The organism is Streptomyces sp. AC555_RSS877 (assembly GCF_019049245.1).
GTDB lineage: Bacteria > Actinomycetota > Actinomycetes > Streptomycetales > Streptomycetaceae > Streptomyces.
Map to the genome: position 1 here is coordinate 1 of NZ_JAGMUK010000218.1, position 14,662 is coordinate 14,662.

The 14,662-nt window shown below is 70.7% G+C and carries 13 protein-coding genes; 10 read left to right on the top strand and 3 right to left on the bottom strand.

Features of this window, described 5'->3' with window-relative positions; all coding sequences use genetic code 11:
- Nucleotides 1–1,548: transposase (locus KUM49_RS43775; RefSeq protein WP_217242537.1), on the bottom strand; the 1,548-nt coding region annotated here is incomplete at its 3' end.
- 396 nt (nucleotides 1,549–1,944) lie between these two features.
- Nucleotides 1,945–3,213, bottom strand: coding sequence for an MFS transporter (locus tag KUM49_RS43780; RefSeq protein WP_217242538.1), 1,269 nt, complete (start codon nucleotides 3,211–3,213; stop codon nucleotides 1,945–1,947).
- A gap of 737 nt (nucleotides 3,214–3,950) precedes the next feature.
- Here KUM49_RS43780 and KUM49_RS43785 point away from each other — a divergent pair.
- From KUM49_RS43785 to KUM49_RS43795, 3 genes are all read left to right on the top strand, one after another.
- On the top strand, nucleotides 3,951–4,952 hold the full coding sequence (locus tag KUM49_RS43785; protein ID WP_217242539.1) for a C-terminal binding protein: 1,002 nt from the start codon (nucleotides 3,951–3,953) through the stop codon (nucleotides 4,950–4,952).
- Nucleotides 4,952–6,016, top strand: a complete 1,065-nt coding sequence (locus KUM49_RS43790) for a phosphotransferase family protein (protein WP_217242540.1) — start codon at nucleotides 4,952–4,954, stop codon at nucleotides 6,014–6,016. The genes KUM49_RS43785 and KUM49_RS43790 overlap by 1 nt, the downstream gene beginning before the upstream one ends.
- Before the next feature lie 85 nt (nucleotides 6,017–6,101).
- Nucleotides 6,102–6,632 (top strand): cupin domain-containing protein, encoded by a 531-nt coding sequence (locus tag KUM49_RS43795; protein ID WP_217242541.1) that lies wholly within the window; start codon nucleotides 6,102–6,104, stop codon nucleotides 6,630–6,632.
- A gap of 100 nt (nucleotides 6,633–6,732) precedes the next feature.
- Here KUM49_RS43795 and KUM49_RS43800 read toward each other — a convergent pair whose 3' ends face one another.
- Complete coding sequence (locus tag KUM49_RS43800) at nucleotides 6,733–7,632, bottom strand: LysR family transcriptional regulator (RefSeq protein WP_217242542.1); 900 nt, start codon at nucleotides 7,630–7,632, stop codon at nucleotides 6,733–6,735.
- A gap of 181 nt (nucleotides 7,633–7,813) precedes the next feature.
- Here KUM49_RS43800 and KUM49_RS43805 point away from each other — a divergent pair, with 181 nt between their 5' ends.
- From KUM49_RS43805 to KUM49_RS43835, 7 genes are all read left to right on the top strand, one after another.
- Nucleotides 7,814–8,986, top strand: a complete 1,173-nt coding sequence (locus KUM49_RS43805) for an acyl-CoA dehydrogenase family protein (protein WP_217242543.1) — start codon at nucleotides 7,814–7,816, stop codon at nucleotides 8,984–8,986.
- Nucleotides 8,987–9,169: 183 nt separating this feature from the next.
- Complete coding sequence (locus KUM49_RS43810) at nucleotides 9,170–9,667, top strand: flavin reductase family protein (RefSeq protein ID WP_217242544.1); 498 nt, start codon at nucleotides 9,170–9,172, stop codon at nucleotides 9,665–9,667.
- A gap of 156 nt (nucleotides 9,668–9,823) precedes the next feature.
- The gene (gene denD, locus KUM49_RS43815) at nucleotides 9,824–10,840 is read left to right on the top strand and encodes a D-erythronate dehydrogenase (protein WP_217242545.1); all 1,017 of its coding nucleotides are present in this window, start codon (nucleotides 9,824–9,826) and stop codon (nucleotides 10,838–10,840) included.
- Nucleotides 10,841–10,940: 100 nt separating this feature from the next.
- Entirely contained in the window at nucleotides 10,941–11,255 is a 315-nt protein-coding gene (locus KUM49_RS43820; RefSeq protein ID WP_217242546.1) for a DUF6400 family protein, read from the top strand.
- Nucleotides 11,242–11,499 carry a hypothetical protein gene (locus tag KUM49_RS43825; protein ID WP_217242547.1) on the top strand — a complete coding sequence of 86 codons (258 nt, stop codon included), beginning with the start codon at nucleotides 11,242–11,244 and terminating at the stop codon, nucleotides 11,497–11,499. The genes KUM49_RS43820 and KUM49_RS43825 overlap by 14 nt, the downstream gene beginning before the upstream one ends.
- Before the next feature lie 158 nt (nucleotides 11,500–11,657).
- Complete coding sequence (locus tag KUM49_RS43830) at nucleotides 11,658–13,364, top strand: hydrogenase maturation protein (protein ID WP_217242548.1); 1,707 nt, start codon at nucleotides 11,658–11,660, stop codon at nucleotides 13,362–13,364.
- 138 nt (nucleotides 13,365–13,502) lie between these two features.
- Nucleotides 13,503–14,591, top strand: a complete 1,089-nt coding sequence (locus KUM49_RS43835) for a hydrogenase expression protein HypE (RefSeq protein WP_217242549.1) — start codon at nucleotides 13,503–13,505, stop codon at nucleotides 14,589–14,591.
- Nucleotides 14,592–14,662: the final 71 nt, after the last annotated feature.

Consider the following 14,662-nt stretch of genomic DNA (forward strand, 5'->3'; position numbering starts at 1 on the left):
GGGCGGGGCGGGGCGGGGCGGTGTCGTCCGTCGCCGGATCGGGTGCCCGAGGGGGCGTTGCCCGACCGCGATGCTCGCCGCATCGTGCCGGGAAATCCTGCGTCGCGGGGTGGCCAGGGGCTTCTGCCAGTGCTGGGCACCCCAGCGAGAGGTGTAGGCCGGGTCAACCGCCACGACGGCGATGTTCTGCTCGGCGGCCATCGACACCAGCCGGGCCCTGAGCTTCGCGGTCGGGAAACGGGACAGCAGGCGGCGGAAGCGTTTGTTGCGGCCGTGCTTCTCCCGGCTGGTGCCGTCGGTGAAGTCGAGGTCCTCGATCGCGATCGCGGCGGCCCCGCACCGGCGGGTGTGGTGCAGCAGCCGACTCAGCGCGTGCCGGATCTGTGCGTCCCGGTGCTCGGTACTGCCGGTGAGGTCGTAGAAGTAGCGTTGCGGTTCGCCGACCGGGTTGCCGTGCACGTCCAACTGCCAGGCGGCGAGGTGGTCGTCGTTCATGTCCACGCCCACCACCCCCCGGACGAGGGCCGCGTCCAGAGGCAGGCTGGGGGTGGCAGCGCGCTGCCAGGAGGCGGTCACATACCAGCGGCCACGCGCCACATCGTGGTGGATGCGGTACGCCACCGCCCGGTTCGCGGTGACCCGGTCACACCACTCCTGCCCGCGGTGCGGAAACGCCACCGTCGCGTCGAGGACGTAACGGCCGTGCGGTGCATTGGCCAGATGGGCCAGCGGGGCCGGGAGCTTGACCGAGAGCCGGCCGGTGTCGGTGACGCGGATCGTCTCGTTGCCGAACCGTTTTCCGGACTCTCCGTCGGCCGCCAGGAACATCCGCTCCGCCTGCCACCGCTCCCGCCACGCCGCTGCCTCCAGCCCGGCCGCCTCAAGGTGGTGACGGGCGTTCGCGAGACGCTTGCCGCCGCGCACCACGTGCACCCGGCCCGCCTTCCAGTCCGCCTCCACTACCACGAGACGATCCTTCAAGCCATGCGGGCGACGGGACTTGGCATGCCACTCACCACGCGAGGCATAGCCGCGCACCAGCCCTGTCCGCTTGTCGGCCCTGGCGCCCAGCGGCCGGGCCAGTCGCGCCTCGATGGACGCGATCTGCCCGCGAAGCCAGGCCAGGTGGGTGGCCTGGCCGCGCCTTGCCAGCGCCCACTGGTCATGGGTGGCCTTGGTGATACTGCCCGCCCACCGCGCCGACGACCTCCCCGTCAGCGCCCGCTTGCGCACCGCCCACGAGACCGCATCATGCACCGCCCGCTTGCGCACCGCCCACGAGGCCGCATCATGCACCGCCCGCTTGCGCACCGCCCACGAGGCCGCATCATGCACCGCCCGCTTGCGCACCGCCCACGAGGCCGCATCATGCACCAACCCCTGCCGGGAGCGCTCCGCGAGATCACCCGCCGCCAGCGACCCCAGGAACATCCCGACCTCGGCGAGGACCGCCGCATCCGACTCGCTCACCCGCAGCCGATCCCGGATCGCCACCCCCGCCGGGCCGGGCACCACGAACGACGCCGCCAACTTCCGTAGCGCGCCCACCCGTTCACCCCCGCCCGGCCGAAGAGCCCCGTCACGGCAGTCAACGAGCAACCTCCGCAAAGGTCACCCATTCGACCCAAGAACTCCCGTTCCCCTCCCGAGAGCCAAGGGTCACAGCACACCCCGGACAGGGGAGCCCCCTGACGCACAGCGGAACAACCGCATCCAGCACCGGCACTCACTCACGCTCACCAGAAGGCACTCATGTTCAGTAAACCGGCAGCAGTTCCCGACCCCTTCCGGGCGATCGCCACGGGGCCTGCCCACCGCTCGGCGGTGGGCAGGCCCCGTGGCATGTCTGAGGTGGCCTTCTTGTGCTGTCGGAGGAACGCCGCCGTGTGGCACCGGGCGGGCGCCCGGTGCCACACGGCGGCAGATGTCCGGCGGACCGACTCGCTAGCGGACCGCGTTGTTGAACTTCGAGGGGCGGACGAAGGTCAGGGCCAGGGCGCCCACCAGCGGCAGCACCGTGACCTGCAGCAGCCCTGCCCGGTCCCAGCCGAAGGAGTCCACCAGGGCGGCGAAGAGCAGGCCCGAGAAGGCCGCCGGTCCGTAGTAGCTGGTGACGAAGAGCCCGGAGGCGCGTCCGATCTGCGCGGGGCGGACGGCCCGCTGTATCGCGCTGTTGGTGTTGGGGTATACGAAGCCGAGGCCGAAGGCGCCCATGAGGAAGGCGAACACGCACTGCATGCCGATTCCGGCCTGCGTCTCGTAGATGCACACGCTGATGGCGGAGACGGCCACCATGCTCAGGATCAGCAGGTTGCGCTGGTTGAAGCGGTCACCGAGCCAGCCGCCGAAGACGGCCGTCATACCGCCGAAGCCGAGGCAGCTCATGGCCAGGGCGGCCTGCCCGGAGGTGTAGTGCAGCGAGGTGATGAGGAACGTCGGGTAGAGACCGAGGAACCCGTAGATCGCCACACCGCTGAGGACCGCGTGGACGGCCAGGGCGATGGTGTTGCGGTTGTAGGCGGAGGCCGGCATGTACTCGTAGGTCTTGGTCGAGACGACCTTCTCGACGGAGTGCTCGGTGAGACCGGATTTCACGAGGAAGACGGCGGCGGCGGCGATCAGCAGGCCGGCCGCGCCGAACAGGTAGAACGGCGAGTGCCAGGTGCCGTGCATGCTCATGAGCTGTACGCCGATGAGCGGGGCGATGAACACGCCGATGGAGTAGCCCATGCCGATGAAGCCGAAGGCGAGGCCCCGCCGGTGGGCGAAGAAGGCGCCGATCGCCGCGAAGATGGCGGCGGACTGCATGCCCTCCCCGAAGCCGGAGACGACCCGGTACAGGGTCATGTCGGCGAGACCGGTGGCCAGAGGCGTGGCCATGGTGCCCAGGGAGTAGATCACGATGCTGACCAGCAGCACCGTCTTGCGGCGGAAGCGGTCCAGGAGGTAGCCCGCGGGCAGGCCGGCCAGGGCCATGCCGAGGGTGAAGTTCGTCGCCAGCAGCCCGCCCTGCTCCAGGGAGAACCCGTACTCCGCACGGATGTTGGGCAGCAGGGGAGGAAAGACCTGGCGGTCCATCGCGTTGACCATGTAGGAGAGGACCAAAACCAGGAAGCCCACCCCGATCATCGGGCGGGACAGGGGGGCCGGGGTCTTTTCCTGCGTGTCGCTTGCGGGCACCGCACTGGTGTCGACTTGCGCTGCGTGAGTCATAGCGGCTCCTGAGGAGGAATGGGCCACGGCAGGCCGCGGCGGATCCATCGCCGGTACGGGGCCGTACGGGCGATGAAGAGAAGCGGTGAGCGGAACACGGACTCGAGTCGACGGCGATGGTGTCGGCGACTGGCGGAATGAGGGCGACGGGCTGCCGCGCGGTCGGACACCGCATGCGGAATTCAGCCGTATATCGCCCGTCGGGGACGTCCGTGGCCATGGCGTCTTCGACAGCCGGACCCCGTGCGGACACTTATCGGTCACACGGTCGGCGCTGGCAGAAACCATGAGGGCGAAGTCTCTTGCGCGTCAAGGTGTGAACGCCGGATTTCTTCGGCGTTTCTCGATTTCCCGTGATGGCGGGGTTCCTCGGACCGGCGCGAGCCCCGCCGCAGGGATGCCGGCGACCGGGTGCGCGGCGCACTCTTGACGGGGAGAAGACGCGGAATGCTATCGTTAGCACCACGTGGCTGTGACAAAGTGATTCGACGTGCCCCGACATCTCGTGATCCGTTCCAGGGGCATCCCGCGGCGCCCGCACCGACCACAAGTCGGCGAGCGCCGGCGACCCCGACCCGAGCCCAGCGACCCCCTCCCCCCGCCCTGGCGGCCGACGGCCCACCGGACATGCCGACGGCCGCCCTTCCGGGTGGCGATCAGACCCGCTCATCGGACGCGACCGGGCGTGAACCCGGCCGGTCCGCAGCGGCCGCACGATTCTGCGAGGACGACCTGCCATGAACCCACCGAGCCGCCCAGGCACCGTGCTGCTCACCGACTACGCCTGGCCCGACGACTCCGTCGAGCGATCGGTCATCGAGGAGGCCGGCCACACCCTGGTGACCGGCCCCGCCGATCCCGCCTCGGCCGAGGCGATCGAGGACCTGGTGGCCGAGCACCGGCCCGCCGGAATTCTGACCTGCTGGGCCCCCGTCTCCGCCACCGCGATCGGCACGTCGCCGGATCTGCGGATCGTGGCCAGGCTCGGGGTCGGACTCGACAACATCGCCGTGGACGCCGCCACCGAGCGCGGTGTGTGGGTCACCAACGTGCCGGACTACTGCGTCGAGGAAGTCTCCGACCACGCCGTCGGCATGGTGCTGGCCTGGACGCGGGGCCTGGCCGTGTCCGACCGGGAGGTCCGCGCGGGCCGCTGGGATCCCGCCGGTGCCCGGCTGCGCCGACTGTCGACGCTGACCTGCGGCGTCGTCGGCTACGGGCGCATCGGACGTGCCACCGTGCGCAAGCTCGGTGCGTTCGGCTGCCGGATCCTGGCCCACGACCCGCATCCGCCGAAGGACGCCCCCGGAGTGGAGATGGTGGGCCTGGAGGAGCTGCTGCGCCGCAGCGACGTGGTGATCCTCCATGTGCCGCTCACGCCGGACACGCACCACATCATCGGCGCCGAGCAACTGGAGCTGATGTCACCGGGCGGTCTGCTGGTCAACGTCAGCCGGGGCGGCCTGGTGGACACCGACGGGGTCGTCAAGGCGCTGGAGAGCGGACACCTGGACGGAGCCGCCTTCGACGTACTGGAGAGTGAACCGCACGTCCCCGCGGAGCTGCTCGACCAGCGGGGAGCGCTCCTCACCCCGCACATCGCCTTCTCCTCCGACGCCTCGGTCACGGAACTGCGCCGCCGCGCCGCCGAGGAGGTCGTACGGATCCTGGCGGGCGAGGCACCGGCCCACGCCTGCAACCGCCCCCTCGGTCCGACCACCGGGTCCGGTGACCGGTGATGAGCCCGACCTCCGCACAGCTGGACCCCGGCCCCGTGCCCGACACCGCGCTGGCCGACTTCCTGACCGCCCACGCCCTCGCCGGACCCGGCGAGGCCGCCCGCTGGACGCCGCTGGCCGGCGGTGTCTCGTCCGACCTGTGGCGAGTGGACCTGCCAGGACGTTCCCTCTGCGTCAAACGCGCCCTCGCCAAGCTGAAGGTCGCCGCCGACTGGCAGGCACCGGTGTCGCGCAACGCCTACGAATGGGCGTGGATGCGGTTCGCGTCCGGGCACCGCCCGGACAGCGTGCCCGAGCTGCTGGCCCACGATCCCGAAGCCGGTCTCTTCGCGATGGCGTTCCTGCCTCCCGAGGACTACCCCGTGTGGAAGGCGCAGCTGCTGGGCGGCGAGGTGCGGCCGGCGACCGCGGCGGCCGTCGGAGAGCTGCTCGGCACCCTGCACGCGGCGAGCGCCGGCGACTCCGCCGTCACCGCGGAGTTCGCGACCGACGACAACTTCCACGCGCTGCGCATCGAGCCGTACCTGCTGGCCACCGCTGCCGCGCACCCCGGCCTGAGCGACATCCTCCAGGATCTCGCCGACCGTACGGCCACCACGCACCTGGCCCTGGTGCACGGTGACGTCAGTCCCAAGAACATCCTCGTCGGACCGTCCGGTCCCGTGCTGCTGGACGCCGAGTGCGCCTGGTACGGCGACCCGGCCTTCGATCTCGCCTTCTGCGCCAACCATCTGCTGCTCAAGAGCCTGGTGGTACCCGAGCGCCGCGCCGATCTCCTGCGGTCCGCCCGCGTGCTGGTGGAGGAGTACGTCCGGTGCGTCGACTGGGAGCCCCGGGCGGCCCTGGAGATGCGGGCCGCGTCGCTGCTGCCGGCGCTGCTGCTCGCGCGTGTGGACGGCAAGTCCCCGGTGGAGTACCTCACGGACGACCGGCACCGGCTGTTCGTACGCACGGTGGCATCGGCCCTGCTCAGGGCGCCCGCCACCACAGTTGCGGACGTCCTGGACACCTGGGCGACCGAGCTCGGGTCCTCGACAGGGCCCGGCAGCGGCCGATCCGACTGACCGACTGACGCGATCGATCCAACGGGTCCGGCGGCCCTGGCCCGGTGGATCCACGGACCCGACTGACGTGATTAAGGAGAGACACATGCGCAGAGTCGTCACCGGCCATGACGAGAGCGGCAGGTCGGTCGTCGTCAGCGACGGTCCCGTCCCGCGCAGCCGGGAGTTCACCAGCCTGCCGGGCTGGGTGTCCCGCCTGCCGTGGGCCACCGAACCCGGCGAACCGGTCGGCCGGACCGGGGAGGACCCCACGCCGAAGGTCACCAGCCTGCTGCCGGGGCCCGGCGCCACGCGGTTCATCGTGCTGACCTTCCCGCCGGACAGCGCGATGGCCGACCCGGCGTTCGACCCCGTCGCCTTCGACCAGGAGCAGCGGGCCGACTCGCCCGGTATCGCGGACCTCATGGAGCCGGACGGCATGCACACCACGCCGACCGTGGACTACGGCATCGTGCTGCAGGGCGAGATCGTCCTCGAACTCGACGACGGCCGGTGCACCCACCTCTCGGCAGGGGACATCGTGATCCAGAACGGCACCCGCCACGCCTGGCGCAACCACAGTGACCAGCCGGTCACGATGGCCTTCGTCCTCGTCGGCGCGGAACGCGACGGCTGACGCGGCAGTCGGTTCACGGCCCTCGGTCGGGGTTCCGTGCATGTCATCGGGAGGCCGAACGCCCGACGGCTGGCGGCCGACGCGCCCCGCCACACGCCCGTCAGCCGCTTGTCCGCGGAGTCTCCGGACCAGCGAGCGTGTCCTTGGCGTACTGGAGGAAGGCCCGCGCCCGGTGGGTGGGGGTGACGTGTGCCGCGTGGGCGATCACGAGCTCGACTTCGTCCAGCGGGTCGCTCAGGGGCACGGACGCCAGGGGAAGTCCCTCGACACTGGTGTCGGTCGGCCAGGACTGGATCAACGTGGCGAAGCCGAGGCCGCGGGCGACCATGCTGCGGACCGCCTCGATGCTCGAGGTCCGGTACCGGATGTTCGGCTGTGCTCCCGCGAGGGAGAACCAGTGGTCGGCGTTCTGCTGGGCCGGAGGCTCGGAGTAGATGATCAGTGGTTCGTCCGCCAGTTCGGCGAGTGAGACGGACTCGCGCTCCGCCATCGGATGACCGGCGGACACGATGACGTACGGACGGCTGGAGCGCAGCGTCGTGCAGGACAGACCGGGCTGGTCGCCGAACGCGTACAGCAGGGCCAGGTCGCAGGCGCCCTGGAGCAGGGCCTGTCGCATCTCGTCCAGCTGACCCTCGATCAGTTCGAGGTCGACCGCCGGGTGTACCTGCCTGAACCCGTCCACCAGGGGTGGGATGAGGAACGGTGTCAGGGCCGCGTAGCACCCGATCGTCAGGCGGCCGGCCAGCCGGCCTTCCTCCGCCTGTGCGCTCGCCCTGAGTTCGTCGGCCTGCGCCAGCATGGCTCGGGCACGGTCCAGGACCCGGCTGCCGGCCTCCGTGAGGAAGGCTCCCTTCGCCCGGCGTCGTACCAGCAACTGGACCCCGAGGCGGCGCTCCAGGTCGGCGATCGCCGTGGAGATGCTCGCCTGGGAGGCATGGCACCGCATCGCCGCCGCGCTCATGGAGCCCGTGTCCGCCACCGCGACGAGGTATTCCAATTGGCGTAGGGAAAAATTGGCCGCCATTTCGCTCCTGCTGTCATGGGATCCCTGAATAAGCCTTATAGGAAAGTTCTGGTTTTCCTGGCCGTAACGCGGGTGTCATCCTAAGCCGCAGTCGCCTTCTGAAAAAAGGCTCGGTCGACGACCAGCCCCCGCACATTCAGCTAGGAGCCCTTTCATGGCCACGCTTCTTGACCCCGCTCGATCCCAGGACCGACGAACCGGCGACAGTGTGCTCGGTCGAGTCGGTGCACTTCTTCCCGAGATCGCGGCACGTTCTGCCGAAGGTGAGAACGCACGGGCCGTCCCGGCGGATCTCGTCGCCGCCCTGCGCGAGGCGGGCGTGTTCCGGATGGCCCTGCCCACCGTGTGGGGCGGAGAGCAGCTGGGGCTGCTGGAGGCCGCCCGGGTGGTGCGGGAGATCGCACGAGCCGACGGCTCGACGGGCTGGACGGTTCAGGCCGCATCGATGGCCTGGTTCTTCGTACGGTCGCTGCCCCGCACGACGCTGGAGAACGAGGTGTTCGCGGGCGGTGCCGACCTGATGCTCCGTGGCGCCGTGGCTCCGAAGGGGCTGGCGACGCCGGTGAAGGGCGGCTACCGGCTCAGTGGCCGCTGGCCGCTCGCGAGCGGCCCGTTCACCCCGGACTGGATGCTCGGAGGATTCCTCGTCGAAGGGGCGCCTCCGCTGCCGGACGGCCGCCCGGACATGCGGGTCGCGCTGTTCCGGCCCGAACAGGTCACCTTCCTCGACACGTGGGACGCGGTCGGCCTGCGTGCCACACAGAGCACCGACTTCACGATGGACGACGTCTTCGTGCCGGAACACCACACGGGGCCGATGTTCGGCGACAACAACATCCCCGCTCCCCTCTACGACCTGCCGTACTCCCCGACGGGGGCCTCGCACGACGCCGTCGTACTCGGCGCCCTGGAGGGTGCGCTCGCCGATCTCTCCGCGCTCGCCGCCACCAAGCGGCCGGCGTTCAACCCCAGGGCGCTGCTCGGCGAGGACCCGGTGTTCCAGGAGAAGTTCGCTGAACTGTACGTGCGCACCGCCGCACTGACGGCCCTGTCGGAACACACCGCACGCCTCGTCATGGACCGTGCCCTCGCCGGCGAGGCGCCCACCCCGGCCGAGTGGTTCACGTACACCGGCGGCACGCAGCACATCCATCACGACGGCATCCGGATCCTCAACGAAATCATGACTCTCTCCGGCAGCGCGGGCCTCTACAACGCCAGCTCACTTCAGCGCCGCTGGCGCGATGTCCGCTGTGTTTCCCAGCACGTGGTCGGCAACAACGGTGCGATACGGCAGCTGGGCGCGGTCTTGTCGGGGAAGAGCTGAAACCCGCCGCGGGCGGTGCCCCCGAGTACCGCTCTCCACGATTTTGAGCCCGCGCCAGAAATCACCCCACCATTCTTTGGAGAAAGCGATGAATACGCCATTCACCCCCGATCCACGAACCAGTGCGAGTCCCGTTTCGAAGCGCCCGCACTTCACCCCCCGCCACCTGACGGGTGGTCTCCGGTGAGCCCTCTCAGCGCCACACCGGCCAATCCCGCTCTCCTGCGTCAGGCCTTCGGCTGCTTTCCGTCCGGGGTGACAGCCGTGTGCGCGCTCGACTCCGGCAACCCGGTGGGCATGGCGGCGAGCACGTTCACCCCGGTATCCCTGTCGCCCGCGCTGATATCGGTCTGCGTGCAGGACACCTCGACGACCTGGCCCAGACTGCGTCGGCGAAACCGCGTGGGGGTGAGCGTGCTGGCCGAGGGGCAGGACGCGATCTGCCGGTCACTGGCCGGCAAGGCCGGCGACCGGTTCACGGGCGTCGACTGGGATGCCGACGAGGAGGGCGGGGTCTACATCCACGGCGCGAGTCTCTGGCTGGACTGTTCACTGCACGCCGAACTCCCCGGGGGCGACCACACGATCGTGCTGCTCGAGATCCACGGGCTGAAGGCCGAACCCGAGCGCGAGCCCCTGGTGTTCCACAACAGCCGGTTCCGGCGCCTGGCCGTCTCGTAGGTCTCAGGGGAGGGCATCGGTACCCCCTCACAGGCGGCGGCAATCACCGCCCGACCCAGCAGGCCCGACCGGACTCCGGTCGGGCCTGCTGGGTCTTTCGGGGATCGGGCCGGGTGCGGGATCGTGGGATGTCGGGTCGCTGAGTGGGGGTATGCGGTGCGGATCGTTGTCACAGGGGCGTGCGGGTTTCTGGGGCGCCTGCTGACCGGGGAGCTGCTGACGAGGCGGGCGTTCGCCGGTGTGCCGATCACCCGGCTGGTGCTGGTCGACCGTGTCGCGTGGCCTGACGCGCCGCGGGCGGATGATCCGCTGGTGGAGGTGGTGCACGGTGATGTGGTCGACCACCTGACGGAGGTGTTCGCGGCGCCGGTGGATGTGCTGATCCATCTCGCGGCGGCGTTGTCGGCCGAGTGCGAGGCCGACTTCGACCTCGGCATGCGTGCCAACGTGGACGCCACCCGCGCGGTGCTGCAGGCGGCGCGGGCGCAGTCGGCGGCCGGCGGGCCGGTGACGCGGCTGGTGTTCGCCAGCAGTCTCGCCGTCTACAGCTCCCAGTCGGCCGGGGAACCGGCGCAGGTGGTCAGCGAGTCGACGCTGCCGGTGCCGCGATCGAGCTACGGAACGCAGAAGCTGATGTGCGAGTACCTGATCGCGGACCTGACGCGCCGCGGCGTCATCGACGGGCGGGTCGCCCGGCTGATGACCGTCGCGGTACGGCCGGGCAGACCGAACGCGGCCGCCTCCGGCTTCGTCTCCGCCATCATCCGAGAACCGCTCGCGGGACTGCCGGCCGTCTGCCCCGTCGACCCCGGCCTGCAGGTGGCCCTGTCCTCGCCGCGACGCACCATCCAGGCCATCCTGCGCATCGCCGAGGCCGAACGCGGCACCGGGCCCGGGCGCCTGGACGGCACGATGCCGGTCAACCTGCCCGCCCTGACCGTCTCGGTCGCCGAGATGCTCGCCGCACTGCGGCAGGTGGCGGGCGCCAGGGCCGCCGACCTGGTGACCGTCGTCCCCGACCCGGCCGTGGAAGCCGTCGTCGGCTCGTGGCCGGCCGTCTTCGACAACCGGCGCGCCGCCGGCCTCGGCCTGCGACCCGACGCGAGTTTCATGTCCGTGCTGCGGGACTATCTCGCCGATCACCCGGACGCGGTCACCGGCGCGTCGCGCTGACGGCGCTTGCGGCGGCGGGTGCCGCAGTGGTCGCGGTCCCGCTGTGACTTCTCCCACCTGCTCTTGCCCGAGCGAGGACGGCTTACCTACGTTCGGTCGCATGTCCTCCCCTGGTCCCGCCCTTCCCGGCGAACCGGACGATCCCGCCGCAGCGAGCAGGCCCGCGGCGGACCGTTCGGACGCCCCCGCACCGTTCGACCTGCACGTCGACCTGAGTGCACACGAAATGCTCCGGCGGGCTCATGTCCTGGCCGCTCTCGGCCCCGACTGGGACCCCGTCGCGGCGCTGCGGGGCGAGGAGGAGGCGTACGCGCTGCTGTACTCCGGCCTCAGCGTGGAGCAGCAGCGCCTGTACGACGACCTGGTCTCGGCCGGTGTGCTGCCGCGCAGAGGGGGCGGCCATGCTGCCGCTTGACCCGCAGGCCGACATCGGGCGCCGCGCCTGGGTCGCCTGCCCGAGCTGTGACGACCATCGCGGGTGCGCCACCTGCGAGCAGCGGCGTACCTGCTCCGAGCACTGGCGCTATCTGCTCTCCAACACCGGCAGCCTGCTCCACCTGCAGTGCCCTTCGTGCACCCACATCTGGTCGCACGAGACGCACTTCGGCGTCACCCGCTCCGCGTGGGGGCGTGCTGCCGGCGGCCTGTGGCCGCGGTGAGCATCCGACAGCCTTGTCCGTGATGAGGCCGGACGGCGGATCGGCACCTGCTTTCGGATGACCTCCCCGTCTGTTGACGGGGTCGAGGGGCCGACGTATTTGAGGATCGAAGCCGGTCGGGTCCTCCCTGCCTGCCGTTCGTCCGCCCGGAGGCAGCTGTGCACATCCTGCTCGTAGCCAGCGCGTTCAACAGCCTCACCCAGCGCGTCCACGCCGAACTGCGCGACCGCGGTCACACCGTCGCGGTGGAGCTCGCCCTGCCGGGCAGCCCGTTGCCGGACGCCGTACGTCGGCACGCACCGGAGCTCATCGTGGCGCCGATGCTGAGGACGGCGATTCCCGAAGAGGTGTGGACAGCGCACACGTGCCTCATCGTCCATCCGGGGCCCCTGGGCGACCGCGGGCCGTCCTCCCTGGACTGGGCGATCCACGAGGGCGCCGGCGACTGGGGCGTCACCGTCCTGCAGGCCGACGGGGAGATGGACGCCGGCGATGTCTGGGCCTGCGTACCCTGCCGGGTTCCTCCGGTGTCCAAGAGCGACCTGTACCGGGGGGAGGTCGCCGACGCCGCCCTCGCGGCCGTCCTGCTCGCCGTCGAGCGCTTCGCGGGCGGAAGCCACGTTCCGCTCAAACAGGGCGTGGGACCCCAGGCGGAAGCCCACCTGTGCGTGCGTCCGTACCTCGACCAGAGCGTCCGGCGGATCGACTGGGCCGCGGACTCCACGCGGACCGTCGTCCGCAAGCTCCGGGCGGCGGACTCGCAACCCGGTGTGCTGGATGTGCTGGCGGGCGGCGAGTGGTACCTGCACGGCGGCCACCCCGAGGGTGCGCTGCGCGGCCGGCCGGGCGAGCTCCTGGCCACCCGGGCCGGGGCGATCTGCCGGGCCACCAAGGACGGCGCGGTCTGGATCCCCGAGCTGCGGCCCCGGCGGACGCACGGGCAGCCGCCCACGTTCAAACTGCCCGCCGTCCAGGCCCTGGGCGACCGGCTGCCGCCGCTGCCCGAGCACGCCCTGCCCCTGCTGCCCGACGCGGGACACCGCACCTGGACGGACATCCGCTACCGGGAGGAGGGGAACGTGGGCTTCCTGTCGTTCTCCTTCCCGGGCGGCGCCATGAGCACCGCGCAGTGCCGACGCCTGCTGGACGCCTACCGGGAAGCGTGCGCGCGACCCACGTCGGTGCTGGTGCTGGGCGGCGAACGCGATTTCTTCTCCAACGGGATCCACCTCAATGTCATCGAGGCCGCGGACGACCCCGGCGCCGAGTCCTGGGCGAACATCAACGCCATCGACGATCTGGTCGAGGCGGTCCTGACGACGACGGACCGGCTGGTGGTCTCGGCGCTCGGCGGCAACGCCGCGGCGGGCGGGGTGATGCTCGCGCTCGCGGCGGACGAGGTGTGGTGCCGTTCGGGAGCCGTACTGAACCCGCACTACCGGCTGATGGGCCTGTACGGGTCCGAGTTCTGGACGTACACCCTGCCGCGCAGGGTGGGGACCGCGACCGCCGAGCGACTCATGGGCGAGGCGCTGCCGGTGAGCTCGGCGGGCGCCCTGTCCCTCGGACTCGTCGACCGGGAGCTCGACTGCGGCCCGCAGGAGTTCGCCCCGCAGGTCGGCGTCCTGGCCGCCCGCCTGGCGGCCCTGCCGGCCACCGCGTCACGGATCACCGCGAAGAAGACCGACCTGGACCGGCAGGAGAGCGTGACCCCGTTGGCGGTCTTCCGGGAGCGGGAGCTGGCCCGGATGCGCCGTACCTTCGACGACCCGGACGCTCCGTTCCACGCTCTGCGTCGCGCGTTCGTCCGCAAGGAGCGGCCACTGTGCACTCCGCCGCACCTGAACCCGGCTCCGGTCGCGTAAACGGGTTTGGCCGCGTCGGACGCTCACGTCACCGGAATGGCCCTCGATCAGGTCTCATCACAGCCGGGCCGCTGGTACCAAGAAGAATGTCGGCCGAAATACCGGCCTTCATCCCATACCTCCCCAGGAGGCGGTCCCATGACTGAGGTGACGCCGGACACGGTCGGCGCTGCGGACGCCACAGGCGCGCCCGCCGACGAGACACCCACGATCCACATTCTCTGGATCAACGCCGGGCTGAGCTGTGACGGCGACTCGGTCGCGTTGACCGCGGCCACGCAGCCGAGCATCGAGGAAATCGTGCTCGGCGTACTGCCGGGTCTGCCGAAGATCGCCGTCCACTGGCCGCTCATCGACTTCGAGTGCGGTCCGGTCGGCGGCTCGGACACGTTCATCGAGTGGTTCTTCAAGGGCGAGCGCGGCGAGATCGACCCGTTCGTGCTGGTCGTCGAGGGCTCCATCCCCAACGAGGCGATCAAGCCGGAGGGCTACTGGTGCGGCTTCGGGGACAACCCGGAGACCGGCCAGCCGATCACGACCAGCGAGTGGATCGACCGGCTCGCGCCCAAGGCCCTGGCCGTCGTCGCCATCGGTACCTGCGCCACCTACGGCGGCATCCACGCCATGGCGGGCAACCCGACCGGCGCGATGGGTGTGCCGGACTACCTCGGCTGGGACTGGAAGTCCCACGCCGGCATCCCGATCGTGTGCGTTCCCGGCTGCCCGATCCAGCCGGACAACTTCTCCGAGACGCTCACGTATCTGCTCTACCAGGCGGCCGGCGCCGCCCCGATGATCCCGCTGGACGACAAGCTGCGTCCGACCTGGCTCTTCGGGGCCACCGTGCACGAGGGCTGTGACCGCGCGGGGTACTACGAGCAGGGCCAGTTCGCCCTGACGTACGACTCGCCGAAGTGCCTGGTCAAGCTCGGCTGCTGGGGCCCCGTCGTCAAGTGCAACGTGCCCAAGCGCGGCTGGATGAACGGCATCGGCGGCTGCCCCAACGTCGGCGGCATCTGCATCGCCTGCACCATGCCCGGGTTCCCCGACAAGTTCATGCCGTTCATGGACGAGCCCCCCGGCGCGAAGGTGTCGAGCAACGCCAGCGGCGCCTATGGCGCGGTGGTTCGCAAGCTGAGGTCCATCACGGCCAAGACCGTGGACAAGGAGCCCAAGTGGCGGCAGACCGGCGACAAGATCACCACCGGATACCGGCCACCGTGGTGAGACCCCGCCGCAGGTGATCCACCCCCACGATCCGTCCACCCCCCTCCTCCCGCGCAACGAAGGGCACGGCA

What these genes read in the sequence shown, in the direction of transcription:
- KUM49_RS43785 (WP_217242539.1), top strand. Translation starts at nt 3,951, where the DNA reads ATGAACCCACCGAGCCGCCCAGGCACCGTGCTGCTCACCGACTACGCC.
- KUM49_RS43820 (WP_217242546.1), top strand. Translation starts at nt 10,941, where the DNA reads ATGTCCTCCCCTGGTCCCGCCCTTCCCGGCGAACCGGACGATCCCGCC.
- KUM49_RS43795 (WP_217242541.1), top strand. Translation starts at nt 6,102, where the DNA reads ATGCGCAGAGTCGTCACCGGCCATGACGAGAGCGGCAGGTCGGTCGTC.
- KUM49_RS43825 (WP_217242547.1), top strand. Translation starts at nt 11,242, where the DNA reads ATGCTGCCGCTTGACCCGCAGGCCGACATCGGGCGCCGCGCCTGGGTC.
- KUM49_RS43790 (WP_217242540.1), top strand. Translation starts at nt 4,952, where the DNA reads ATGAGCCCGACCTCCGCACAGCTGGACCCCGGCCCCGTGCCCGACACC.
- KUM49_RS43805 (WP_217242543.1), top strand. Translation starts at nt 7,814, where the DNA reads ATGGCCACGCTTCTTGACCCCGCTCGATCCCAGGACCGACGAACCGGC.
- KUM49_RS43780 (WP_217242538.1), bottom strand. Translation starts at nt 3,213, where the DNA reads ATGACTCACGCAGCGCAAGTCGACACCAGTGCGGTGCCCGCAAGCGAC.
- KUM49_RS43835 (WP_217242549.1), top strand. Translation starts at nt 13,503, where the DNA reads ATGACTGAGGTGACGCCGGACACGGTCGGCGCTGCGGACGCCACAGGC.